Raw genomic sequence first — 20,679 nt, 5'->3', positions numbered from 1 at the left:
TTATGCTAGCTTTTTATTATGACAAATCTTTCGAAGGATTGTTATGCGCGGTTTTTGATGCGTTTAAACTTAAAAAAATGCCGGAATGCTTGTTGTCGTATGATGATGTTGTACCGCTTTTGGTATCTGATTCTCATCATGTTGAATTTCGTAATAGCAAGTATGAAAGGGTATATTCGGCGCTACAAAAAAAGTTATCCAAGATTGCACTAAATCAGATCATATTTACTTGGTTATCAGAGCTGCCTGAAAGTGATTTAATCATTTTTCGTTATATTTGCAAAGTATTTAAATCTAACTATTCAATTGAAACTGATTTTGGCGATCTAGATGTATTAGCCATTCATGATATCGCTAAAAAAGTGAATAAAGAAAAACACCATATCCAACAATTTGTTCGATTTAATGCTATCAAAAATCCAACTAGTGATGAAAAGATCTATTTTGCGGTTATTGGTCCCATTTATAATGCCTTACCATTAACCACACGATTCTTTAAAGATCGTTATGCCGACCAAAAATGGGCAATTTATGATGAAAAACGCCAGTATGGCTATTTTTATGATTTAGAAAAATTGGAGAAAATATCGCTAAACGATGATCTGATTGTTAATAACAAAATTAACCAAGATTATTTAACTGATGATGAAAAAGTTTTTCAGACCATGTGGTACCGTTATTGTAATGCACTAACGATAAAAGAAAGAATTAATCCAAAATTACAACGACAAAATATGCCAAGACGATTTTGGCAACATTTACCAGAAATGCAGGAAAAATAAAAAACGCCGAACAAGACGGCGTTTTTTATTAATGTAGGGAAAATTCTATTGGGCGTCGATATCGCCAATAATACCGTTGATACTTTCTTGACGTTGTTGCTCTTTTTTCTCATCAACTTTACCGCCTGACGCATTAAAGTCATTACGTTGGAAGTAAGCATTACGCATAAAGTTATAAGGGTCATCACTATTTTTAAGCAGATCTTCATACTCAATAGCTACGGCACGAGCTTCAACGCCATCAACAACGCCTCGAACTAGTGCCCATTCCCAATCTAACCAAACAAGTGGTGGGTATAAGGTGTCAACGATGTCACCACCTTCCTGACGAAGTGTCGCAGAACCATAGAAAGGTAATACAACATAAGGACCATAAGGTACATCATAGTGACCTAATGTCTGACCAAAGCTACGTTTAGAGCCTTTTTGTAATTGAGGATCCGCCATTCCAGCAACATCAAATATACCCGCTACACCAAAAACGGTATTGATAAAGAATCGAGCTAAATGTTTACCAGATTCACGGCCTTCGCCTTGTAGTGCACTATTGACTACTGAAGCTGGCTCAGAAAGGTTAGATGAAAAATTAACAACGCCTTTACGTACAGGTGTTGGTACATAATCTTTCCATACCACAGCTGCCGGGCGTAAAATATAAGGATCAAGGGCATAATAGTTAACATCAAACATGGTTTTGTTAAAACCTGATAATGGGTCACTATAACTGTTGGTTTCAGCTTGATAAGTGGCACAACTTGTCAGTGCTAAAACCGAGAACATCATACCTATTATTCTTTTTTTCATAATGTTATAAATCATAATTGACGAATGTTAAGATTGTATCATGTTTGTTCAAAATAGAAAATTTTTCATTATTTAAATAGTATTATCTTGATAAATTTATTAGAATAACCGCCCGAGATGACCTCATAGTTAAATGGATATAACGAGCCCCTCCTAAGGGCTAGTTGCAGGTTCGATTCCTGCTGGGGTCAAATTCCTTTAAACTGATTATTACTCTCCTTTACGCCGAAAGCTTTTATAAAACTGGATTTTAGTGGTTTTTCTCACTCAGCTACACTCTCTTTTACGTTTGACAACGCAAGGCTATTTACGGTATATTTACGGTATATTTTAATACCGAAATGAAAAATACCGTAAATCATGCTAACAATTAAAGCAATCGAAGCCTCAAAGCCAAAAGCGAAACCTTACAAACTGCCTGATTATGAAAGCCTGTATTTGTACATTACACCTAGTGGAACTAAATCATGGCGATATGATTACCAGTTTAACGGCAAACGAAAAACGCTAACAATAGGTAAATATCCTTATATCAGTTTATCCGATGCTCGCAATGAAAAAGATCTAGCCAAACAATTATTAGCGCACGGTCGAGACCCTTCGGTAGAACGCAAAAAGAAAGCTTTACTCTCAAACATGGCGCAGGGTAATACGTTCAGCAAAATAGCTATGGAATGGTACGAAAGCAAAAAACGAAGTTGGTCACTAAGCACTAGGAAAACCATGCTTACCTATTTTGAAAAAGACATATTTCCTTATATAGGTGATATGGACATTTCGCAAATAAAACCCATTGAAATGTTAAATTGTTTGAAGCAAATTGAAAACCGGGGTGCTTTAGAAATCGCTAAAAAAATGAGACAACGGTGCACTGAAGTTTTTCAATATGCAATTATTACAGAGCGAGCCGAGAATAATCCAGCCCGAGAACTGTCAAAAGCAATGGTGACGCGTACACCTAAAAATTATGCATTTTTAATTGAAGATGATATGCGGGAGTTTATGAAAGCCTTGCAAACATATTCGGGTAATATTCTCGTACGGTATGCTACCGAGTTATTAATATTAACTGCGGTGAGAACTGTGGAGCTGTTACGATGTAAATGGGAGTATGTCAACTTTGAGAAACGTTACATTTTACTACCAGAGACATTAATAAAAAAAGACAGGGTGCACATAGTCCCGTTATCAAAACAGGCTATAAATATCCTACGATTTTTACATCCAATTACTGGGAATTGTGATTTTGTTTTTCCGGGGCGAAATAACATCCAATCACCTATGTCAAATGGTGCTATTTTGGGATTGATAAAAAGGTTGGGGTTTGTCAAGCGCGCAACTGGGCACGGTTTTAGGCATCAGTTTTCAAGTGTTTTAAACGAGCATGATTTTAACCGCGACTGGATAGAGAAACAACTAAATCACGAGGAGGAGGGTGTGCGAGGTGTGTATAACCACGCACAATATTTGGAGGGTAGGCGTCAGATGATGCAATGGTATGCGGATTACATTGATAGTTTAACCGCATAACTGTTTTTCCTGAAACTCCTGTTTTTTCTGTTCAAGGTAGGTGTTTACTGTGGACAGTTTCCATCGAGGGTGTCGCCCCAAATATAGATCTGGTTTCGGGAATTTATCCGATGCAACCCACCGATCCAATGTTCTATCATCTATACTGATGTACGCACAAACTTGCGCCTTATTGTATAGTGGGTTTTCTACTATTAGTTTATTTGTCATTATTATTCTCCTAACTCAATATCATTTTTATATAGTTCGCTATATTTAGTCATGTTCGGTTCCTTTTGCATATTCAAGTGCTTTTTTAACAGCGCTTTTTACCAATTGTCTTTGATGAGCTCTTTTATATTTTGTTTGAAATGTTTCAAAATTACCCCCATCTCTGTTAGCGTTTTCTATAAAATCACAATCGTCAGTGCTTTCACCTTTACTAAGATATTCTTCGAATGCTGTACAGATAGAGTCATATTCATCTGGCGTTACGCTGATTGTTACTGCTTTACGATTTCCCATAATTAATCCTTGAGCCCTAACGCTCGTAAGTTGAATAGGGTGTTAGTATCCTTTCTTTTTCATTGATTCGAGAGTAGTTGATGATTTACATTTTTTCATTAATCATTTCTCGCTGTTCTTTAGTGTAGTTAGTCATGTTTGGTCCTTAATTTGTTTTTAGCTGTATATCCAAGTCAAGCTTTACCTCTAATGCGCCTGTAACAGGTACTACTTTGTAGACCATTCTTTCTTTCGCTTCCTCTTTTGTGTACGAATATTGCCACCCACACCATACCTCGACATAATAAACTAATCCGTTTAGCCGTTTGACCTCATCAGAATATCCGTTATAATCACCAAGATTTTGGGGTTGAGTTACTTTTTGGTATACTTGACTTAATTTGCCGCTCTCGTATTCCTTCACGAAAAAATCACCACATTCTAATGAATCCAGTGATACTTTTCGTGGCGTGTGTATTCTAATTTTCACTTAATTAGCCCTTACGATTATTAAATTGTTTAATTGCAAGTTTTATGCTTTCTGCAAACTGAAATGAAATCACTGCGGAGCAGTTATCTTTAATGCAATGAAAGAACGTGATGCCACCCAGACCAGTAACTACATCACATTTACCGCCACAAAACGGGCAGAGTTTTAATTGTTTAGTCATAATCATTTCCTAATATCTATTTAATAAACGAAATCCAATGAGTGTTGGAGCGTTTGCCACTAATGTGGCCAAAAAGCGGTTTATGTTCAGTTAGTGATAAAATATCTTTAACCGGTATATCTGTTTCATTCCATTTAAAAATCAAAGTCCCATTTGTTTTGAGCACACGAAAACATTCACTAAAGCCTTTCCTTAAATTTTCTTGCCATGTTGATTTATCGAGTTGGCCATATTTTTTTGCTAACCAACTATTGTGGCCAACTTTAACTAAATGAGGAGGGTCAAAACAAACTTGATAGAACGTTTCATCAGAAAAAGGTAAGTTTGTAAAATCAACTTGAATGTCTGGCTTGATTTCTAACGTTCGTCCGTCACATAAAATGTGGCTCTCTTTTCGTTTGTCGCAGAACAATACCCGATCATCTTGTTTATCAAAATAGAACATACGAGAGCCACAGCACACGTCAATAACGGGTTTATTTATGTTCATAATTACAGTGCTCCTTTATAATATTTATAATTTTTTCTGCTTTCCCAATCTTTGGATATTGACTGCGGCAGGCTTTTGCTTGTAACTGGTAATGAATGTCATCAATCTGTTCGCTGTACCGTATAACCGAAATCATGAGTTTAATTTCCCCATTCCAGTATTCACGGTTTTTTGTTTTGTTATTAAATAAATCGTGTTCCATATTTTCACCAATAGCTATCGCACACTAAATAATCAGCGTGAGAATTGATTTTAAATTAATAAGATAGGGTAGAAATCAAATATACAATTAAGAGACCAGGGGGGGCATGTTGATTATTTAGCTTAATTAATTGATTTTAAAATGGGATTTCTTGATCATCAAAATCTGTTGATGGCTCATTTTGCTGAATAGGGCGATTAATTGGTTGTTGTGATTGTTGCTGATTTGCATCATCACTGCGTGCACCTAAAATCTGCAGTGTTCCACCAATAGGATTGATAACAACTTCTGTAGTGTAACGATCTTGTCCTGATTGGTCTTGCCATTTACGCGTTTGCAATTGCCCCTCCAAATAAACCTGTGTTCCTTTTTTAACATATTCACCAGCAATCTCAGCTAATTTGCCAAACACAACAACTCTATGCCATTCTGTGCGGTCTTTTTGCTCACCGGTTTGTTTATCTTTCCATGATTCGGAAGTTGCAACACTAAAATTAGCGACAGCGCTACCATTAGGCATGATACGCACTTCTGGGTCTTGTCCTAAATTGCCCACTAGAATTACACGATTAACGCCACGTGCCATTTTGTCTATCTCCTGTATGAATTTTTGCGTGTTCTGATGCTTCATCGGGGAATTTTTTCCAGTTTAATTTAGTCATAAAATTCGACTCCGTGTGCGTCTATTCCATATGTGTGAACGGGAACTTTTTCTAATAAATATTTCAATGCATTGTTCTTAATTTGTTCCTCGACCTCTTCTTTACTATTCGCCTCAATATCAAATTCATATTCCAGCTCAGTTAGGTATAAAAAGGAACCTCTAAATCTAGCCATCTAAACCTCTCTTATAATTAGCTATTGAGCATTAAAAATGCCGTCACTAGGACGGCTAATGTGGTATTCTACTGATTGTTTTTTCGATAAGTTGATTGAATAATTCTCTGCGCTCTGAAAGCATTTGAAGCTCTTTTTGCAGGTCTTTTTTATAAGACCTGTAGACTATTAATTGTGAAATTTCGGGGAAGTCAGCACAATAACTGATAAAATCGCACCATTCACGTTGAGAGCTATCAATATGCCCAACTATTTGCCATTTATATGCAGGGTCGATAGTTCCTCTTTTTAAATTTTCATAATGAACAGTATCAATCACTGATTTAATTTCAATAACTCCATCAGTTCCAACTAAACCATCAGGACTATCACCATAATAACCACAATCAAAAAAGCCACCATTTGTCACTTCAGTAAAATACAAATCTTCATACAACATCCTCGCAATAGGTTCTTGCTCGTGACCACGTTCCATATGTTGATTTGAATAGTTGTTATCTGATTTGCAATTTTTTATACGCTCTAGTGCTAATTTAAGAGCGTATTTTTTTGCTGGTATGCCGAATGCATTAGGATAATTAGTCATTATTAGATTTAAATTAGATGATGTGATTTTCCCTAATCTTAACCAATCCCATTCATCAGTATTCTGTTCTATGTCATGCCATTTCGTTATTACATTCATTGATTAATAACTCCTGATTTTCTGCTGAAATGCTCATTCGTTGCAAAACCTTATCTAAATTACCATCTCGTTTGTAAGCTGCTTTTGCGTTATTCCAACTAGGTGAATCAGGCGTCAGCTCTTTTTTTGTTGTTCTGCTCGGTGATATTCTTAAACCCTCAATGATATCTCGCCCAAATTTGACTTGGTTATCAACATAAATATAAACAGGAACATTTAGCCAATCATCAATAAATGGTGAGTTAGTGATTTTTCTTAGCTGTTTACTATTAGTTACATTTAAAATCATAGGTTTTAAAGGTTCACCTTTTCTTATTTCTTTTTCAACAAAGTAAGCTGTGTTAAATAAATCTTTTGTTTTTTTTGTTTTATCAGCTTCTAATTTTACGTACGCTATTGTTAGATTAATTCCGTCCACAATATCTGCGCTACTTAAGTAAGGTGATTTAAATGCTTTCTTAAAATGGGTTTTTTCTGTCATATTTAATTCCTTAATAAGTTTGGTTGTTATACTCAAATCGAGCTTGTGAGTAACAGATATCAACGATAAATTGGTTATAAATATCATCATCAATACTTTTACTTTCCAGTTTGATTTTGAGTAGTTCGATGATTTGCCAGTCATTGTCGTTACCAAAGTTTTTAATTAGTTCTTCGGCTCGGCTTTCAATCCATTCTTCCTTGGCATCTTGCATTTCAATATTGTTTAACATATTGCAGTAAGCGCTTTCGTAACCATTTTCGACCAATTTATGTAACTGCATAACTCACCTCGTAGCAATCTGTAGCATCCAGTAGAACAAGCCAAATAATCCACCTAAAATCACAAAGTATGTGCAAAAGAGGGCAAACTTTATTTCGCTGTCTGTTAACTCATAATCCTTATGAAATCTATCTTTGATTTTCACATTAACAAAATCTTTATTAGTCATAATCACCTCGAAAAAAGCCCTCGCTAGGAGGGCAAATAGGATGTAGCATTGCGCCGTCTTTCCGAGCTGTCAGTATTCGTAATAACTCTTGTAAACGAGCTTAGGAATATGCCTGAGTAATACTGCAACACGCTCAGGCTCGTGCTTCCTTGACAACCACGCACAAGGATTTAGAATATGTATAACCACGTACAAACAAGGATTTTTATTTATGCCAGATTGGCTAGTTACTATTATTTCTATCTTTAGAAAGGATATTTTTTCATTGAAAAGCATGTTGATAGTTCTTGTTTCGTTATGTATTTTTTTTATAGTTCCCACCGAAATTCAAATTAAATTTAGTGAAAAAGTAAAAATTCCATTCAGTTATGAAATAGCGGTTTTTGCTACCAGTTTTATTTTTTGTAGTTTTATTTATTCTGTAGTGGTAAATTTTAAAAAGTTCCATACAAACTTTTCTATTAAAAAACAGCTAGATAAAGAGCGAAATGAATTAGTATTATTATTTAATTCGTTAAATAAATCTGAGAAGGAAGTTATTGCATATTTATTGCATAGTGGTTATCCATACATCTCATTTGAAGCGGAAAAAATACCTAAACATGTTATCAGACTCATTAATAAGGGAGTGATTATTCAAAGTAGTTTTCCGCTCATATTCAATACCGAATGTCGCTTTACACTAGATTCATCATTCGAAAAATTTATTAGAAACGAAATCAAAAAAATTTAATGATTATGATGATTAGTATTATTTTGATTTGATTGCTACACTATCGCAGTAGCCTCGCAACCGTTTACACTTGTATTTCTTAACCTATACATACACGCTAACTTTCTAGTGTTAGCATTATAGAAAGTTCCCGAATTATTCGGTCACCAGTTAAGGTGGGGTGACCACCATCAATTTTGTTCAAACTATATATCTCTCATTGAAAGGTATTTAGTTTGATTGTTTACCGCCTGTATTGAGTTACCGCCACAGTCCCGACGCATGGTTTAAAGTCGCGCCGTTCGACTATCTTATCAAAACTGCTGTACTTTCATATGCCTCAGCTAGCTACTTGAATCTCGTTAACTAGTTAAATAACTCGTAGTCTTGTTTAACTTTTTTGTTAAGTTGATTTGTTTTGATGAAACGATGATACAGTTAAAACTGTTCATTGTAAACAGAATAAACTGTATTTTTAACTGTATTTAAATTGATTGGTTGTTTTTTAATCTATTTGTTTTTGTAGAAATAAGATATTTATGCAGATTTTAGGCATGAAAAAACCCGCACAGGGCGGGTTGGTTATATATTGATAAGAAAATAATATTAGTTAGTTAAGCCTATAAATGATCCTATTAAAATTTGTCCATCTTTATTTTTTACTTCCATGTAACTAATTTTTATATCTATATTTTTTTCCCAAGCTGATGATATTTTAGATAATTCATCTTTAGATAATAACTCTTCATCTGCTTTTATTGTAAAAAGTTCACCATTAGACTTTCTTATTACCTTTATGTTATAGTCTGTTAAGTAAGCTCCTGTCCTATCAAGTCCTTTTATGATAAATGTATCGGTAACTTGGTATTTTGTTTTCTCTGTTGGTTGTCTTGTCGTGTATTCTAAAAGCTCCTCTTTTGAAAAAGACTCGCTATTGATTTTCAAAGATTCAACAGATGAATCGCTAGCTATCTGCTTTATTAAATTATTACGTGCATTTAAAGCATGCTCTTTTATCTCAGAGCTAATCTGAGTTTTACCACGAGATTCATAATCTTCAATAAGAATTTTAGTTTGTTCGATCATCGCAGAGGAAACGGTTTCGACTGTTTTATTGCTTTGTTTGCTAAGTTCAATTTCTTTTTGATTATTATCATAGAGATAATGACCAGCGGCACATGTAAAAGCCAGTAATACCGCCATTGTTTGCCAACCGTTCATTTTTCCCATTTTTGCCTTTAATAGTTCTAAGCCTTTATTAATTATACCTGAATTATCTGATTTTGCATCACTCGAACCTTCAGCTATTTTAAATATTATGTCTAAATTTTGTTTATCTTCGTTTGTTAATTTATTTAAATTTGATGTGCCATATTTAATTAGGGAGTATGTTCTCTGAATTTCTTCAATAATGGTCATCATACCTGAAATAAGATTTGTGTTTACTGATGAATGATATTTTTCTCCTTTTACATTGATGTGTAATATAGGCCAACCATCAAAACAAATATTTGGCAAAATAAAGTTTTCTGAATCTATCAATGGATCGTTTTTCATATTTTCTAAAAATTGATAGAAATCATTCTCGTCTTTTATAAAAATCACTTCTTCTGACATGTATAGCTCCTACAACCATTCAACTTATTTAGGTTAATTTTATAGAACCGCCGAAGCGGTTAGTCGTCTTTCTTTTTATAGCATTTTGTAGCTGTATATATTATTCCTAACCCTAAAGCGGTAGACAAAAATCGAATTACTCCTAATCCTAAAATTTCAAGGTAGTGAGTAAAAAGCACTAAAGCCAATCCTACTATCATGCTTATTGTGTACATTAATTTACTCATATCTGTTCCCTCTTCATAAAAACCGCCGAAGCGGTTATTGTTATGTTATTAATCTATTGAAAAATATAAGATGATAGATAAAAACATCCATGTAAAACAAATAATTTTTGAAGTTTTAGAATACCCTTTCTTTAATGTAAACCATGAAAAAATACATGGTAAAAAGATGATTCCGATTATCAATGCGATACTTGGTGATATTAAAGATTCGTCTATATTATGCTGTTTCACTTTCTGTGATGGTTCTTTTATTTCTTCATCTAAATTTTCAAACTCGTTTATTACTTCTTGATCAATTTTGTCATCATTTTTTATAAGAGTGGCAAAAGGTTTTATCTCTTTAAATATACCTGTTTTACTCATATTTCTGATTAAATCAAATTGTTCAAAGCATCCAACCACATCAATACATTCAATATTATCAAAATTGATTGATTTCCATGCTGATTTTTCAATATTTACACTGATAAGATATTGATCTTCGATATTACCGTTTTGGACATTAGGTCTTTGTGAATAGGCAGAGAGGGTAATTTTTTTTATTGTAGGAATTAAATTAAAAATGTCAGCGATTATTCTAAAAATTATTGAATGAATATGAGTCATATATATTTTTCTTCGCTCTGTATCTGACATTGTTTTTATTGAAATCCTCAAACTATTATCAGATGCAGTATATTTCTTATTAGGTATATCTTCAATTTCAGGTAAATCTATATCAAGAATTAAATTGTTTTCATTAATCTCGAAATTAACATTTGTTTCTTTTGGAAAAGGGATATTTGATAATAATTCCATTAATTCGGAATTAATAACATCCTCATTACCTAATGCTAATAGTTCATTAATTCTATATGCTTTATCACTTTCATTTTTATCAAACTCAGCTTTTTTTTGAATCCAATAATTTAATTTATCATTGTATTCAGTTTCTATTGCTTCGTTGATCTTCAATCTTTTCTTTTCTACAAATGGAAATATTTTACATAAAAGGTTCCTATTTTTTAGTCGCTCTTTTTGTGGCGGGGGTTCTGGGTATTCTTCTGTATTATAAATTCTAATATCTGAAGGAGGGGATACATTTAAGTGGAGTTTATCAAGTAACTCTAAGCCATCATTATAGTTTTTACAAGCCTGTTTAAAAATAGATATTAATGCTTCTTTATTGTTTTTTTTAAGATTTGATATTACGTTTTCAGGTAAAGGCTTACCATCAGTTGGATTAATATATTCTACATTTCCATTATCATCTATTTTTACTTTTATTGTAATAACTTGGCTCTCGGTTGCTTTTGGTTTTATTTGTCTTCGATTAACTTTATTATTACCTGATAGCTTTGTACGGTATGATAAACCGCTACCAGGTAAGCCTAAATTCCCGTAAGTGCCATTCTTACCTATGTTTATCGAAGCTCCTCTACCACCGAGGCTAATACTAGCCCCTTTTGATCCTAAATTTAAACTTAATCCTGGTATTATTTTTATTCTTTTCCTAAACCTAACAGCCATAGTAATTACCTTTTTCTTCTAAATATTCTATGCTCAACCATTGTTCCGATAATTCTTATTTGTTGTTTTAATGTGCTCATAATTGTATAGTCTGGATTTAATGGGATAAGTTCAAACTGCATTCTTTCATGCTCATCATATCCGAGTTCTCTATACTTTTTAAACGTAGCTTCAGATTCTCCGTTCATTGCTACTACAAATTCACCTGGTGTTGGTTTTACTGCAGGGTCAATAATAACAACATCACCTTCTTTAAACTCAGGCTCCATTGAGTCGCCCTTAATTTGTAATGCAAATGCTTTATCCGATAATTCTAATGATGTCATAATATATTCAAATCCAGTTGAATCTCTTAATTCACAAGACTCTGTCCATACTCCTGCTTGTACATAACTTATTAAAGGTACTTTGTAAGCTTCAAAATTTATAACTTTTACATTCTTTACTTCTTTTTCTTTTCCACTTAACAGCCATGCCATGTCGCACTTTAATGCAAGAGAAATTTCATATAAGTAACGTGGTTTTTTCACACTACCACTTTCAATAGCTTGGTAGGACTGCTGTTTTATTCCAATCTGTGATGCTATTTGTTCTTGTGTAAGCCCTAATTCTTCTCGCCTTGCTCGTATTCTTTGACCAAGATTATTCATTTTTAAAAGTCTCCTTTTATGGTTAATAAAATAATACAGATAAATCTGTAATTGACAAACAGTATAAACTGTTATTTAATACAGTTATAACTGTTGATTGCAATGAGGAATGTATGACAATCGGAGATCGAGTAAAACAAAAACGAATAGAGAAAAATATTAGCCAATCGCTTTTAGCTGATTTGGTGGGTATGAAACAACAATCTATTAGCGATATAGAATCAGGAAATATAGAGAAGCCAAGAAATATTGTGGAAATAGCTAAAGCTTTAAATTGTTCTGTTGAATGGCTGTATTACGGAAAAAATTTTGAGAGAGAAAAAAATGAGCACGTTAAAAACTAAAAAAACACTGAGTCAGTGCGATCAAATATTACAGCATTTGCAAAGTGGTAAAACAATAAACCCGAAACAAGCGTGGGATTTGTTCGGTTGCTACAGATTAGGTGCGCGCATTCACGATTTAAGAAAACAGAATTTCCAGATTGTTACTAAGATTTTTTATAAAAATGGTGGCAATTTTGCGGAGTATTCGTTGAGGAATGGCTAATGAGCATGTTATTAATGGTTGAAGCCATGAAATTAAAAGTTGGCAATCCACTTAGAAAATTGGTTTTAATTAAATTGGCTGATAATGCTAACGATAAAGGCGAATGTTTCCCGTCCGTTTCTTATATTGCTGAACAATGCGAAATTTCTGAACGTTCTGTACAAAATCATATCAAGCAATTAGAAGTCGATGGATTACTGAAAATTGAGAGTAGAAAATCAGAAAATGGGTTAAATAAATCTAATATTTATTACCTCAATTTTAGTGGTGCAAATCCTGCACCCTATGGTGCAAATGGTTCCAGTAGTGGTGCAAATGCTGCACCTAGTGGTGAATCTCCTGCACCATCCTATGGTGCAAATCCTGCACCCATAACCAGTCATATTATTGAACCAGTCAAAGAACCAGTCAATAACCTAGTTATTAACGGATTCGATTTTTCTGGACTTGATGGCATGTTAGAAAAAAATTTGATTGATGATTTTATTAAATTTAGAAAATCGATAAAGAAACCTCTAACCCAAGGCGCTGTTAATTATCTAATTCGAGAACTGAACAAAGCTGTACGAGCTGGGTATAACCCTAACGAACTTATTGAAATGACCTTAAGTCGAGGCTGGCAAACATTTGAGTATAGGTATTTGAATAATCAGCAACAAACACCTAATGGAACACCATCCAAATTCATGACCCTTGCCGAACGTAACAGGGCGGTTTTAGAGAGTATGAGGAGTTAATCATGGCAAAGATTACTGATGATTTTTTAGCTGTCATTGGTGGGCTTCTTGAACTCTATGGACAGCAAGCGAGTACAACCAAAGTCAATATTTATTGGTCAACACTTGGTCAATATTCGATTGATTCATTGCGTAGAGCAGCTAATACATGGGTTCGCAAAAGTGAGTTTATGCCGAAGCCCGCTGATTTAATTAATTTAATGGGGGGCCCTAATAACCACTTATCGCCAGATGAGGCATGGGCAATCGCAATACTTGCTAGTGATGAAACTAATACTTTGGTTTGGACTAAAGAAATAGCCAAGGCATGGGCGCAAGCTGAAATTGTTTATCGAAACGGCGACAAAATTGGAGCAAGAAGAACTTTCATCGAAGCTTATGAGCGTTTAGTTAATGAATCAATGATGAATGGCAAAAATGTAGAGGTGTTTGTATCACTTGGTAGCGATAAAACAAAACGTGCTGATGCAATTAATCACGCTGTATTCACAGGATTATTAACTCAAGAAAAAGCTAATTACTATCTACCAAAACCAGAAAACACTATCGCAATGCTTGAGTTTAAAGATGATCAAATTTCAGCAAAGAGTATGGAGCATATCGCTAACATTAAACAAATGTTAAAAACAGGTCGGGTTTGTGTTACGACGAGTTAATCACTGCAAAAACGGACACTATCACATGCTAGACAAAATAGCATATGACTATGTTACAGCACTGAGGAAACGAGGGGCAAACGTAGCAAAAGTTAAATATGAACTAGCCGAACAAGTTAAAAAATATTCGACAGAAGAGAAAGCAAAATTAAGAGAGTTAATACAAAAATGGCTTACAAAATAACAGCAGAAATTAAAAAAGGGTGGCAAAGTTGGGGATCAATTGTTTTACATCGTGATTCTAAGATAACTGAAAAATCATTAATTAAAAAACTATCTACAGTTAAAACGCAATTCGGTAAATCTAAAGTTGATGTGGTAGTACGTAATTTTGCGTGTGAGAGGGTTTAGAGATGATTAAAGAAATTCGATTAACTCATGAAGTCGCACGTATCACAGCTATAAATTTTATTAATCAATTACCAGTTGATAGCAAATATCCGTTAAGAATAGTGATTGATGAAGAAAAGCGAACATTAGCACAAAATCGAATGATGTGGGCTGTTTTAAACGATATTGCAAAACAAATTGAATGGAACGGAGAAAAGCTGACAGCAGAAGAATGGAAACATTTAATCACAGCCAATTTACATGGTCAGAAATGTGTAAAAGGGATTCAAGGAGGATTGGTCTTTATGGGGCTATCTACTCGTAAAATGAACAAAAAAGAATTTGCTGATGTGGTTATCTGTGCAGAGCAATTTGGAGCAGAAAATGGTGTTAGATTTAGCTCAGATGCGCAAGAGGCAATACGGCTAGCTGAGCAATACAAAGACCAGTTATCAAAGGTGGCATGATGAACAACACATTAAAAACAATTGATGAATGTATAGAAGAAGCCGAGCAATTATTGGCATGGTTATATGAACAACGCAGAGAATACATAAATCAGCATAATTTAAATAAGGTTAACGATGAGCAAACTAACTAAAGAAGCAAAAGGGCGAGAATGCCAAGTGCGCTTACCGTGCTGTAATCATAATCCTGAAACTACCGTATTAGCGCATTATCGTTTAGCTGGTACGTGCGGTGTAGGTATGAAACCTAACGATTTACAGGGTGCGTGGGCATGTTCGGCGTGTCATGATGAAATTGACCGTAGAACGAGGATGTTTGAACATAAATTTGTTAGGTTAGCCCATGCTGAGGGAGTTTTTAGAACTCAATATGAGTTAATAAAAGAAGAGGCAATAAAATTATGATTCATTTAACGTTACCGTATCCGCCGTCAGTAAATAATTATTGGCGCATGTCACACGGTCGTTTTTATATTGATCAGAAGGGCGTAGATTTTAGAAATGCTGTGCAATCCATTGTATTGCAGGCACGAGCTAACAACAAGGTAAGAGGGCGATTAAAGGCTGAAATTTTCGCTATTATGCCAGATAGACGAGTTAGAGATTTAGATAATCTAAATAAGGCGATTTTGGACTCATTAACATATTCACAGGTCATCGAGGATGACAAACATATTGATGATTTACGCATAGTTAGAGCTGGTTATGAAAAAAATAACGGTCGAATTGAAATTTATATCAGCGAGTTGATAGAGGGGGAGCAATGTTAGCAGAATATAAATACATTGATGATGAGCCAATTGAGCCCGCAAAACCTATTGCATCAGTTAGATTTCAATCCGATTATGATATTACGGACATTCTCACACGTTGGGGTAATTGGGCTCGAAAAGAAGCTTATTTACAACGAAAAAACTTTAGTCTTTATAAATCAGAACAGGAACAATTTAAGGAGTCATGCTCAGATGATGATGGTTTATTGATTGATTCAATGATAACCGCATTAGGGAGAATGAAAACACAAAAATCACAGGACGAGTATCATGTATTAAAACTGTATTATTTCGGTGAAATTAGAATGTTAGACGATACAGTTATGATCGTAACTAAATCATTGCGCAGTATAGCTAAAATTACAGGAATAAATAAAGACAACGTCAAATCATTAAAAGAGAGCGGTGAGAGCTGTATTATTGGTATGCTTGCAATGCAAACAATGTTAACAGGTGAAGAACTTGAGTTATTACAGAATATTAAATTGTTGAAATGATAAAAATCTATTGACTGTCTAGACAAATAGTAGTATAAATATGACAAGAATCTATAATTGTATATAAAGCTCGCAAATGCGGGCTTTTTTATTATTTAAAGGAAAGCCTCAATTAAGAGGCTTTTTTAGTAAAGTGATTTTTTGTACATTAAGATCGCTTCTTCAATGATTTTGCTTTGTGATTTTTCAGTCTTGGCACTTAATTCTATTATTAAGTCAATAATCTCAATAGGTAATTTGTATCCTTTTGATTTTACTCCACGTTTTTCATCGCTTTTCTTTTGAATTACACTTCTTGATAATGCCATATAATCACCTTGATTTCTTATACTATAGTTGTTATATTTAAGGTCATCGGCGAGGCTTTCGCCCCGCCTTTGATTGGTTAATAAACTGAGAAGCTCAAGCTTATTAAAACCAAGAGAAGTAAGATCTGGTACATCTTGTTTCTCCCTTAAGCCCCCATCGAAAGCTGGGGGTTTGCTTTATCAACTCCCTGTTGATGTTTATAATTATAGTCGCACCTACTTTTAAAGTCAACATTATTTATTAAAAAAGTTAGGTATTTTTTACTGTTATTTGGTGTTTGAAATGGATTTCATAAAAAAAGTAGTTCTGGTTTCTCTGTTTATTTTATTTGCATCATCAACCGCTTATGCAAAAAATTGCAAAAAAGGCATCCCCTGTGGTAATTCATGTATTTCAGCCGCTAAGACTTGTCGAATAGGTACATACTCAGCCGCTCCAACACTGAAACCAAAAACAACTCCAATAACACCAACAGCTACACAAGTTGCGATTAGTAAGCAAAACTTTAATGCAGCAAAAACAAAACTGGTTCAGTTATATAAATCAAATCCAGAACAAACAACTTTTTATTGCGATTGTGAGTTTTCATGGACAGGTAAGAAAGGTATCGTCGATTTTAGTAAATGCGGATATGAGCCAAGAAAGAATTTAAATAGAGCATCTCGCATCGAATGGGAGCATGTTATGCCTGCGGAGAATTTCGGCCGACATCTACAATGCTGGCGAAACGGTGGGCGAAAAGAGTGTAAAAAAGATGTGACTTTCAATGAAATGGAAGGGGATTTGCACAACTTACAACCGTCAATCGGTGAAGTAAATGGTGACCGCTCTAATTATCGCTATTCGCAATTTACTAATGCATTCACTCAGTATGGACAATGTAAAAGCGCTGTAGATTTTCAAACTCGTAAATTTCAGCCGAGAGAAGAAATTCGCGGTATTATAGCTCGAACATATTTCTACATGTCAGATAAATACAATATCAATTTATCTGATTCAGAACACAAACTGATGACCGCATGGAATAAAACGTATCCACCCGATAATTGGGAATGCAATCGTAACAAACTAATAGAACAAATTCAGGGTAACGATAATAAGTTCGTTACTCAACAATGTAATTAAGCCGACGAAAGTCGGTTTTTTTATGCCCGTTTTACAATCAGCATTAACACACATCAAAACACTATATTTACGCTGATTGTATTTTTTATTATCAATATTGAGTATTCACTCATCACAGAATCGGTAGCAATGCTAGACACACACATAACTAAACATTAGCTAGTACGCTACCTCTCATTTAATAAGAAGATTTAAACATGCCGATAAAAGACCCTAACAACGTCAATTGGACAGTTGTTGTTTATTTATTTTTCGTCACTTTGCTTGGTTCTCTATCAAGTTATTGCTATCAGTTTCTAAATGGTAATAAATTCAATATCTGGGTGTTATTTGCGCAAATATTTATATCGATATTCGCAGGCACTCTTGTAGTACTTGCTGCAAGTTATTTCAACTGGGATTTTGAATTAGCAGGCGGTATTGCTGGTTTAGCTGGCTGGTCTGGCGCAGCCCTAATCAAAGCATTAGAAGAGCGGCTAATAAGAAAAGCCAAAGGAGATGATTAATGAAATTAACTGAACATTTCACGCTAGAAGAATTTACACGTTCATTAACTGCTAGCCGTTTAAAAATTGATAATTCAGTGCCGGCCGACCTAATGCCTAATGTGCAATTAACAGCTATTAAACTGGAGTTTGTAAGGCAGGCACTAGGTAAGCCAATTAACATTACATCAGGTTATCGTTGCCCAGCATTAAATGCACGTGTTGGTGGAGTGTCAACTAGCGCACACACGAAAGGATTAGCGGTAGATTTCCATTCATCATACGGCACACCTAAAGAGATTTGCCAACGATTAATCGATGCGGGAGTCCAGTTCGACAAACTCATTCAAGAGCATAATCAATGGGTGCATATCGGCTTTAATCCTAATAATAATCGCCAGATAGTTTTGACTGCTGTTAAGCAGGGCGGTAAGACGATTTATAAGAACGGTTTACTATGAGTAAAGAAAAGTTATTAAGTATAGCATTGCTTATTGTCGGTTTTGTTTTCCCTATTTATTTTGGTTACAACAATTACCAGGAGAAAAAACGATTAAAAACCGCTAACGCCGAGCTAACTAATCAAATTAATCTGCTAGAGCAAACCATATCTAGAAACAACCAAATCATCGCAGATAACGAATTATCAAAACGTGAACTTGAAAATCAATCATTAGAACGGCAGGAGCAAATTAATGAGCAACTCAAAGATAATGATTGTGCTAAGCAGTTTGTGCCTATGCCTATCTCTGGTAGCTTGTACAACCGAGCGAAAGGTATACGTGAATCGACCGATTCCAGCCAATCTATTAAGTAACTGTTTACCAAATTTACCACCTAACCACATGACTTTTGGTGATAGCTTCCGATATAACGAGCATTTATTAAATGTCATTGAGAAGTGTAATGCAGATAAAAGGGCTATCAAGCAGATTGCTAATGAATAAAAGCGCGTTGGTTGAGTTTTAGCGCGACTAAATGATAAATCACTCAGCCAATTTTAAATAATTATTCGCTTTTACTGCATAAACTATAAAAATTCACGAGCAGCTATAAAGAATAACTGCATATTTAATCAGTTACACTTAGAAATGACACTAACTCTAAGTTATAGTTATTCTTTGAAAGGTAATGGTATAATAAATCATCTTATTGTTTGGATGGTTGTTTATGAAAAAAATATTATATTGCTTTATATTAACTTTATTCCCTTTTATTGTATTTGCAGATAACGCTAAAAAAGATGATTGGATAAATCCATATCTTATAAAAGGTTATATTTCTTACAATGATTTTAATAATTTTATATCCTCTAAAGACGAGAGAGCTCAATCATTTGGTGCAGCTTATTTGTCTGGGATTGTTAATACATTTAATTGGGAAAATATAGCACGTGAACAAAAAGGGTTACCTAAAATTTACTGTGCAAAATCGGCATTACAATTACCTGAAGTTAAAAAGTTGATGAACCAATATGCAAACTTATTTAATGGTGAACCAATCAAGAAATTTGGTGATGGGGATTTATATTTTTTTGTTAGACTTACAGTGAGATATTATCATCCATGCCCTGAAGAAAATAAGTAAAGCAATACATAATAAAATCCACAAGAACCGCTTAATTGCGGTTTTTTTGTGCCTATTTTTTTTGAAACATCATAAACCCAATTCAACTTTTAATTAATCATAATTACCCCTGGCTTGTAAAACCGATATCTACAAGTCGAATAAATTTAAATCATTTTTCAATCAATCATAATGCCAACACACGGCAATTCACAATAATAAGAGATCACTTAGGAATGAGTTTTAGAGGGCGCCAGATGGTTTCATGGTTACCTCTCTTGACTGGTTCCCTGTGTGACTAAAACTCATTTCTAATGGAGAACACCATGAATATTATTAAATTCGATTTTAAAGGTCATCAAGTTGGTTTCAATGATGATGGATGGATTAACGCAACAGAAGCAGCATCAAGATTTGGTAAACGTCCAAATGACTGGTTAATTCTTCCTGATACAGTTAATTATATCAATGCGTTAGAATCTACATACCAGAAAATCCCGTATGTAAAAACGAGCCGAGCTAGAAAAGATCGTGGTGGTGGTACTTGGATTCACCCTAAATTAGTGGTTAGGTTTGCACGTTGGTTATCTGTTGATTTTGAGATATGGTGTGATGAGCAAATTAATAAGCTTATTCGTTCTCAGGTTGTTACTTATACAGATGAGCAAGTATTAGCAATACTAACTCATAGTCAACCGCAAACATGGGAAAAGCGATTCCAACAACCTTTTTATCAAGCATTATCAAAAATGACTAACTTGCCATTCAATAATCACATTGGCGGTTGTCCATCATTATTTGGACTGATAACTCAAAAGTGGGTTTATGGTGTCGTACTACCTGAAAAGGTTTATCAAAGTATCAAAGAGCGCACCAAGAAAGGCGAAAAAATTCATCAATTTTTAAAACCAGATGCACTAAAAGCAGTTGAAAATCAGCTAATAGCAATAACGACAATCGCTAAAGGTTGCGTTGACTATAAAGACTTTGAAGCAAGATGCTCGACAATATTTAATACACAAGGGCAGATGAAGTTTATTCTGGCTGCATAGAG

At 34.4% G+C, this 20,679-nt stretch carries 36 protein-coding genes and 1 tRNA gene; 21 read left to right on the top strand and 16 right to left on the bottom strand.

The window, feature by feature from the left end; translation table 11 throughout:
* Nucleotides 1-2 precede the first annotated feature (2 nt).
* Entirely contained in the window at nt 3-782 is a 780-nt protein-coding gene (locus J3U00_RS03350) for a TIGR03915 family putative DNA repair protein (RefSeq protein WP_267331561.1), read from the top strand.
* A gap of 45 nt (nt 783-827) precedes the next feature.
* Here J3U00_RS03350 and J3U00_RS03345 read toward each other — a convergent pair whose 3' ends face one another.
* Complete coding sequence (locus J3U00_RS03345) at nt 828-1,586, bottom strand: MlaA family lipoprotein (protein ID WP_220225972.1); 759 nt, start codon at nt 1,584-1,586, stop codon at nt 828-830.
* Between the two features lie 119 nt (nt 1,587-1,705).
* Here J3U00_RS03345 and J3U00_RS03340 point away from each other — a divergent pair.
* Nucleotides 1,706-1,777, top strand: a tRNA-Arg gene (locus J3U00_RS03340).
* Between the two features lie 169 nt (nt 1,778-1,946).
* The gene (locus J3U00_RS03335) at nt 1,947-3,116 is read left to right on the top strand and encodes a tyrosine-type recombinase/integrase (protein WP_267331560.1); all 1,170 of its coding nucleotides are present in this window, start codon (nt 1,947-1,949) and stop codon (nt 3,114-3,116) included.
* A 255-nt stretch (nt 3,117-3,371) separates the two neighbouring features.
* Here J3U00_RS03335 and J3U00_RS03330 read toward each other — a convergent pair whose 3' ends face one another.
* The 10 genes from J3U00_RS03330 to J3U00_RS03285 all read right to left on the bottom strand — a co-directional run bounded on the left by J3U00_RS03330 (nt 3,372) and on the right by J3U00_RS03285 (nt 7,248).
* Nucleotides 3,372-3,620, bottom strand: coding sequence for a hypothetical protein (locus J3U00_RS03330; RefSeq protein ID WP_267331559.1), 249 nt, complete (start codon nt 3,618-3,620; stop codon nt 3,372-3,374).
* A 145-nt stretch (nt 3,621-3,765) separates the two neighbouring features.
* Complete coding sequence (locus J3U00_RS03325) at nt 3,766-4,023, bottom strand: hypothetical protein (protein ID WP_267331558.1); 258 nt, start codon at nt 4,021-4,023, stop codon at nt 3,766-3,768.
* 70 nt (nt 4,024-4,093) lie between these two features.
* The gene (locus J3U00_RS03320; RefSeq protein WP_267331557.1) at nt 4,094-4,270 is read right to left on the bottom strand and encodes a hypothetical protein; all 177 of its coding nucleotides are present in this window, start codon (nt 4,268-4,270) and stop codon (nt 4,094-4,096) included.
* A 16-nt stretch (nt 4,271-4,286) separates the two neighbouring features.
* Nucleotides 4,287-4,760: a class I SAM-dependent methyltransferase gene (locus J3U00_RS03315; protein WP_267331556.1), complete on the bottom strand. Its 474-nt coding sequence runs from the start codon at nt 4,758-4,760 to the stop codon at nt 4,287-4,289.
* The gene (locus tag J3U00_RS03310) at nt 4,747-4,962 is read right to left on the bottom strand and encodes a hypothetical protein (protein ID WP_267331555.1); all 216 of its coding nucleotides are present in this window, start codon (nt 4,960-4,962) and stop codon (nt 4,747-4,749) included. The genes J3U00_RS03315 and J3U00_RS03310 overlap by 14 nt, the downstream gene beginning before the upstream one ends.
* Nucleotides 4,963-5,098: 136 nt before the next feature.
* A complete protein-coding gene (ssb, locus tag J3U00_RS03305) occupies nt 5,099-5,548 on the bottom strand; it encodes a single-stranded DNA-binding protein (RefSeq protein ID WP_267331554.1) in 450 nt (149 codons plus the stop codon).
* A 68-nt stretch (nt 5,549-5,616) separates the two neighbouring features.
* Entirely contained in the window at nt 5,617-5,799 is a 183-nt protein-coding gene (locus J3U00_RS03300; protein WP_267331553.1) for a hypothetical protein, read from the bottom strand.
* Between the two features lie 55 nt (nt 5,800-5,854).
* Nucleotides 5,855-6,484: a YqaJ viral recombinase family protein gene (locus J3U00_RS03295; RefSeq protein ID WP_267331552.1), complete on the bottom strand. Its 630-nt coding sequence runs from the start codon at nt 6,482-6,484 to the stop codon at nt 5,855-5,857.
* Nucleotides 6,459-6,965: a hypothetical protein gene (locus J3U00_RS03290; RefSeq protein WP_267331551.1), complete on the bottom strand. Its 507-nt coding sequence runs from the start codon at nt 6,963-6,965 to the stop codon at nt 6,459-6,461. Before J3U00_RS03290 ends, J3U00_RS03295 begins: the two co-directional genes overlap by 26 nt.
* A gap of 10 nt (nt 6,966-6,975) precedes the next feature.
* Nucleotides 6,976-7,248, bottom strand: a complete 273-nt coding sequence (locus J3U00_RS03285; RefSeq protein ID WP_267331550.1) for a hypothetical protein — start codon at nt 7,246-7,248, stop codon at nt 6,976-6,978.
* Nucleotides 7,249-7,627: 379 nt separating this feature from the next.
* Between J3U00_RS03285 and J3U00_RS03280 the strand changes: the two genes are divergently transcribed.
* Nucleotides 7,628-8,149, top strand: a complete 522-nt coding sequence (locus J3U00_RS03280) for a hypothetical protein (RefSeq protein WP_267331549.1) — start codon at nt 7,628-7,630, stop codon at nt 8,147-8,149.
* A 585-nt stretch (nt 8,150-8,734) separates the two neighbouring features.
* On the opposite strand, the gene J3U00_RS03275 is transcribed toward J3U00_RS03280, so the two are convergent.
* Genes J3U00_RS03275 through J3U00_RS03260 form a run of 4 tightly spaced genes read right to left on the bottom strand, consistent with a single transcriptional unit; the run spans nt 8,735 to nt 12,131 of the window.
* Nucleotides 8,735-9,745, bottom strand: coding sequence for a hypothetical protein (locus J3U00_RS03275; RefSeq protein ID WP_267331548.1), 1,011 nt, complete (start codon nt 9,743-9,745; stop codon nt 8,735-8,737).
* 59 nt (nt 9,746-9,804) lie between these two features.
* Nucleotides 9,805-9,972: a hypothetical protein gene (locus J3U00_RS03270; protein ID WP_267331547.1), complete on the bottom strand. Its 168-nt coding sequence runs from the start codon at nt 9,970-9,972 to the stop codon at nt 9,805-9,807.
* A gap of 48 nt (nt 9,973-10,020) precedes the next feature.
* On the bottom strand, nt 10,021-11,481 hold the full coding sequence (locus tag J3U00_RS03265; protein ID WP_267331546.1) for a DUF4236 domain-containing protein: 1,461 nt from the start codon (nt 11,479-11,481) through the stop codon (nt 10,021-10,023).
* A 5-nt stretch (nt 11,482-11,486) separates the two neighbouring features.
* Complete coding sequence (locus J3U00_RS03260) at nt 11,487-12,131, bottom strand: LexA family protein (protein WP_267331545.1); 645 nt, start codon at nt 12,129-12,131, stop codon at nt 11,487-11,489.
* Nucleotides 12,132-12,244: 113 nt separating this feature from the next.
* Here J3U00_RS03260 and J3U00_RS03255 point away from each other — a divergent pair, with 113 nt between their 5' ends.
* From J3U00_RS03255 to J3U00_RS03210, 11 genes are read left to right on the top strand one after another with little or no spacing between them, the layout of a single operon-like run.
* Nucleotides 12,245-12,475 (top strand): helix-turn-helix domain-containing protein, encoded by a 231-nt coding sequence (locus J3U00_RS03255; RefSeq protein WP_267331544.1) that lies wholly within the window; start codon nt 12,245-12,247, stop codon nt 12,473-12,475.
* Nucleotides 12,456-12,680, top strand: a complete 225-nt coding sequence (locus J3U00_RS11630; RefSeq protein ID WP_416379875.1) for a helix-turn-helix domain-containing protein — start codon at nt 12,456-12,458, stop codon at nt 12,678-12,680. The genes J3U00_RS03255 and J3U00_RS11630 overlap by 20 nt, the downstream gene beginning before the upstream one ends.
* Nucleotides 12,680-13,417, top strand: coding sequence for a helix-turn-helix domain-containing protein (locus J3U00_RS03250; RefSeq protein ID WP_267331543.1), 738 nt, complete (start codon nt 12,680-12,682; stop codon nt 13,415-13,417). The genes J3U00_RS11630 and J3U00_RS03250 overlap by 1 nt, the downstream gene beginning before the upstream one ends.
* Nucleotides 13,418-13,419: 2 nt before the next feature.
* Nucleotides 13,420-14,073: a hypothetical protein gene (locus tag J3U00_RS03245; RefSeq protein ID WP_267331542.1), complete on the top strand. Its 654-nt coding sequence runs from the start codon at nt 13,420-13,422 to the stop codon at nt 14,071-14,073.
* Between the two features lie 25 nt (nt 14,074-14,098).
* Nucleotides 14,099-14,257 (top strand): hypothetical protein, encoded by a 159-nt coding sequence (locus J3U00_RS03240; RefSeq protein ID WP_267331541.1) that lies wholly within the window; start codon nt 14,099-14,101, stop codon nt 14,255-14,257.
* Nucleotides 14,242-14,424: a DUF1187 family protein gene (locus tag J3U00_RS03235; RefSeq protein WP_267331540.1), complete on the top strand. Its 183-nt coding sequence runs from the start codon at nt 14,242-14,244 to the stop codon at nt 14,422-14,424. Before J3U00_RS03240 ends, J3U00_RS03235 begins: the two co-directional genes overlap by 16 nt.
* Nucleotides 14,425-14,426: 2 nt before the next feature.
* On the top strand, nt 14,427-14,870 hold the full coding sequence (locus J3U00_RS03230) for a recombination protein NinB (RefSeq protein WP_267331539.1): 444 nt from the start codon (nt 14,427-14,429) through the stop codon (nt 14,868-14,870).
* A complete protein-coding gene (locus J3U00_RS03225; protein WP_267331538.1) occupies nt 14,870-15,004 on the top strand; it encodes a hypothetical protein in 135 nt (44 codons plus the stop codon). The genes J3U00_RS03230 and J3U00_RS03225 overlap by 1 nt, the downstream gene beginning before the upstream one ends.
* Entirely contained in the window at nt 14,988-15,275 is a 288-nt protein-coding gene (locus tag J3U00_RS03220) for a DUF1364 domain-containing protein (protein WP_267331537.1), read from the top strand. Before J3U00_RS03225 ends, J3U00_RS03220 begins: the two co-directional genes overlap by 17 nt.
* Complete coding sequence (locus J3U00_RS03215) at nt 15,272-15,640, top strand: RusA family crossover junction endodeoxyribonuclease (RefSeq protein WP_267331536.1); 369 nt, start codon at nt 15,272-15,274, stop codon at nt 15,638-15,640. Before J3U00_RS03220 ends, J3U00_RS03215 begins: the two co-directional genes overlap by 4 nt.
* Nucleotides 15,634-16,140, top strand: a complete 507-nt coding sequence (locus tag J3U00_RS03210; protein ID WP_267331535.1) for an antiterminator Q family protein — start codon at nt 15,634-15,636, stop codon at nt 16,138-16,140. The genes J3U00_RS03215 and J3U00_RS03210 overlap by 7 nt, the downstream gene beginning before the upstream one ends.
* 125 nt (nt 16,141-16,265) lie before the next feature.
* Here J3U00_RS03210 and J3U00_RS03205 read toward each other — a convergent pair whose 3' ends face one another.
* Nucleotides 16,266-16,448 (bottom strand): ribbon-helix-helix protein, CopG family, encoded by a 183-nt coding sequence (locus J3U00_RS03205; protein WP_267331534.1) that lies wholly within the window; start codon nt 16,446-16,448, stop codon nt 16,266-16,268.
* 283 nt (nt 16,449-16,731) lie between these two features.
* Between J3U00_RS03205 and J3U00_RS03200 the strand changes: the two genes are divergently transcribed.
* The 6 genes from J3U00_RS03200 (at nt 16,732) to J3U00_RS03175 (ending at nt 20,677) form a co-directional block, all read left to right on the top strand.
* Nucleotides 16,732-17,574: an endonuclease gene (locus J3U00_RS03200; RefSeq protein WP_267331533.1), complete on the top strand. Its 843-nt coding sequence runs from the start codon at nt 16,732-16,734 to the stop codon at nt 17,572-17,574.
* Between the two features lie 197 nt (nt 17,575-17,771).
* Complete coding sequence (locus J3U00_RS03195; protein ID WP_065563004.1) at nt 17,772-18,080, top strand: phage holin family protein; 309 nt, start codon at nt 17,772-17,774, stop codon at nt 18,078-18,080.
* Nucleotides 18,080-18,520, top strand: a complete 441-nt coding sequence (locus J3U00_RS03190) for a D-Ala-D-Ala carboxypeptidase family metallohydrolase (RefSeq protein WP_267331532.1) — start codon at nt 18,080-18,082, stop codon at nt 18,518-18,520. The genes J3U00_RS03195 and J3U00_RS03190 overlap by 1 nt, the downstream gene beginning before the upstream one ends.
* Nucleotides 18,517-18,876, top strand: coding sequence for a hypothetical protein (locus J3U00_RS03185; protein ID WP_267331531.1), 360 nt, complete (start codon nt 18,517-18,519; stop codon nt 18,874-18,876). Before J3U00_RS03190 ends, J3U00_RS03185 begins: the two co-directional genes overlap by 4 nt.
* Before the next feature lie 353 nt (nt 18,877-19,229).
* Nucleotides 19,230-19,646, top strand: coding sequence for a hypothetical protein (locus J3U00_RS03180; RefSeq protein WP_267331530.1), 417 nt, complete (start codon nt 19,230-19,232; stop codon nt 19,644-19,646).
* 305 nt (nt 19,647-19,951) lie between these two features.
* The gene (locus J3U00_RS03175; protein WP_267331529.1) at nt 19,952-20,677 is read left to right on the top strand and encodes a KilA-N domain-containing protein; all 726 of its coding nucleotides are present in this window, start codon (nt 19,952-19,954) and stop codon (nt 20,675-20,677) included.
* Nucleotides 20,678-20,679: the final 2 nt, after the last annotated feature.

Source organism: Gilliamella sp. B3127 (assembly GCF_026536935.1).
GTDB lineage: Bacteria > Pseudomonadota > Gammaproteobacteria > Enterobacterales > Orbaceae > Gilliamella > Gilliamella apicola_E.
The sequence above is the reverse complement of the archived record's forward strand: the minus strand, read 5'-3'. Positions and strand labels throughout refer to the sequence as shown.

Coding starts and splice junctions, on each gene's coding strand:
- J3U00_RS03350 (WP_267331561.1), top strand. CDS start 3: ATGCTAGCTTTTTATTATGACAAATCTTTCGAAGGATTGTTATGCGCG.
- J3U00_RS03345 (WP_220225972.1), bottom strand. CDS start 1,586: ATGAAAAAAAGAATAATAGGTATGATGTTCTCGGTTTTAGCACTGACA.
- J3U00_RS03335 (WP_267331560.1), top strand. CDS start 1,947: ATGCTAACAATTAAAGCAATCGAAGCCTCAAAGCCAAAAGCGAAACCT.
- J3U00_RS03330 (WP_267331559.1), bottom strand. CDS start 3,620: ATGGGAAATCGTAAAGCAGTAACAATCAGCGTAACGCCAGATGAATAT.
- J3U00_RS03320 (WP_267331557.1), bottom strand. CDS start 4,270: ATGACTAAACAATTAAAACTCTGCCCGTTTTGTGGCGGTAAATGTGAT.
- J3U00_RS03315 (WP_267331556.1), bottom strand. CDS start 4,760: ATGAACATAAATAAACCCGTTATTGACGTGTGCTGTGGCTCTCGTATG.
- J3U00_RS03310 (WP_267331555.1), bottom strand. CDS start 4,962: ATGGAACACGATTTATTTAATAACAAAACAAAAAACCGTGAATACTGG.
- ssb (WP_267331554.1), bottom strand. CDS start 5,548: ATGGCACGTGGCGTTAATCGTGTAATTCTAGTGGGCAATTTAGGACAA.
- J3U00_RS03300 (WP_267331553.1), bottom strand. CDS start 5,799: ATGGCTAGATTTAGAGGTTCCTTTTTATACCTAACTGAGCTGGAATAT.
- J3U00_RS03295 (WP_267331552.1), bottom strand. CDS start 6,484: ATGAATGTAATAACGAAATGGCATGACATAGAACAGAATACTGATGAA.
- J3U00_RS03290 (WP_267331551.1), bottom strand. CDS start 6,965: ATGACAGAAAAAACCCATTTTAAGAAAGCATTTAAATCACCTTACTTA.
- J3U00_RS03285 (WP_267331550.1), bottom strand. CDS start 7,248: ATGCAGTTACATAAATTGGTCGAAAATGGTTACGAAAGCGCTTACTGC.
- J3U00_RS03280 (WP_267331549.1), top strand. CDS start 7,628: ATGCCAGATTGGCTAGTTACTATTATTTCTATCTTTAGAAAGGATATT.
- J3U00_RS03275 (WP_267331548.1), bottom strand. CDS start 9,745: ATGTCAGAAGAAGTGATTTTTATAAAAGACGAGAATGATTTCTATCAA.
- J3U00_RS03270 (WP_267331547.1), bottom strand. CDS start 9,972: ATGAGTAAATTAATGTACACAATAAGCATGATAGTAGGATTGGCTTTA.
- J3U00_RS03265 (WP_267331546.1), bottom strand. CDS start 11,481: ATGGCTGTTAGGTTTAGGAAAAGAATAAAAATAATACCAGGATTAAGT.
- J3U00_RS03260 (WP_267331545.1), bottom strand. CDS start 12,131: ATGAATAATCTTGGTCAAAGAATACGAGCAAGGCGAGAAGAATTAGGG.
- J3U00_RS03255 (WP_267331544.1), top strand. CDS start 12,245: ATGACAATCGGAGATCGAGTAAAACAAAAACGAATAGAGAAAAATATT.
- J3U00_RS11630 (WP_416379875.1), top strand. CDS start 12,456: ATGAGCACGTTAAAAACTAAAAAAACACTGAGTCAGTGCGATCAAATA.
- J3U00_RS03250 (WP_267331543.1), top strand. CDS start 12,680: ATGAGCATGTTATTAATGGTTGAAGCCATGAAATTAAAAGTTGGCAAT.
- J3U00_RS03245 (WP_267331542.1), top strand. CDS start 13,420: ATGGCAAAGATTACTGATGATTTTTTAGCTGTCATTGGTGGGCTTCTT.
- J3U00_RS03240 (WP_267331541.1), top strand. CDS start 14,099: ATGCTAGACAAAATAGCATATGACTATGTTACAGCACTGAGGAAACGA.
- J3U00_RS03235 (WP_267331540.1), top strand. CDS start 14,242: ATGGCTTACAAAATAACAGCAGAAATTAAAAAAGGGTGGCAAAGTTGG.
- J3U00_RS03230 (WP_267331539.1), top strand. CDS start 14,427: ATGATTAAAGAAATTCGATTAACTCATGAAGTCGCACGTATCACAGCT.
- J3U00_RS03225 (WP_267331538.1), top strand. CDS start 14,870: ATGAACAACACATTAAAAACAATTGATGAATGTATAGAAGAAGCCGAG.
- J3U00_RS03220 (WP_267331537.1), top strand. CDS start 14,988: ATGAGCAAACTAACTAAAGAAGCAAAAGGGCGAGAATGCCAAGTGCGC.
- J3U00_RS03215 (WP_267331536.1), top strand. CDS start 15,272: ATGATTCATTTAACGTTACCGTATCCGCCGTCAGTAAATAATTATTGG.
- J3U00_RS03210 (WP_267331535.1), top strand. CDS start 15,634: ATGTTAGCAGAATATAAATACATTGATGATGAGCCAATTGAGCCCGCA.
- J3U00_RS03205 (WP_267331534.1), bottom strand. CDS start 16,448: ATGGCATTATCAAGAAGTGTAATTCAAAAGAAAAGCGATGAAAAACGT.
- J3U00_RS03200 (WP_267331533.1), top strand. CDS start 16,732: ATGGATTTCATAAAAAAAGTAGTTCTGGTTTCTCTGTTTATTTTATTT.
- J3U00_RS03195 (WP_065563004.1), top strand. CDS start 17,772: ATGCCGATAAAAGACCCTAACAACGTCAATTGGACAGTTGTTGTTTAT.
- J3U00_RS03190 (WP_267331532.1), top strand. CDS start 18,080: ATGAAATTAACTGAACATTTCACGCTAGAAGAATTTACACGTTCATTA.
- J3U00_RS03185 (WP_267331531.1), top strand. CDS start 18,517: ATGAGTAAAGAAAAGTTATTAAGTATAGCATTGCTTATTGTCGGTTTT.
- J3U00_RS03180 (WP_267331530.1), top strand. CDS start 19,230: ATGAAAAAAATATTATATTGCTTTATATTAACTTTATTCCCTTTTATT.
- J3U00_RS03175 (WP_267331529.1), top strand. CDS start 19,952: ATGAATATTATTAAATTCGATTTTAAAGGTCATCAAGTTGGTTTCAAT.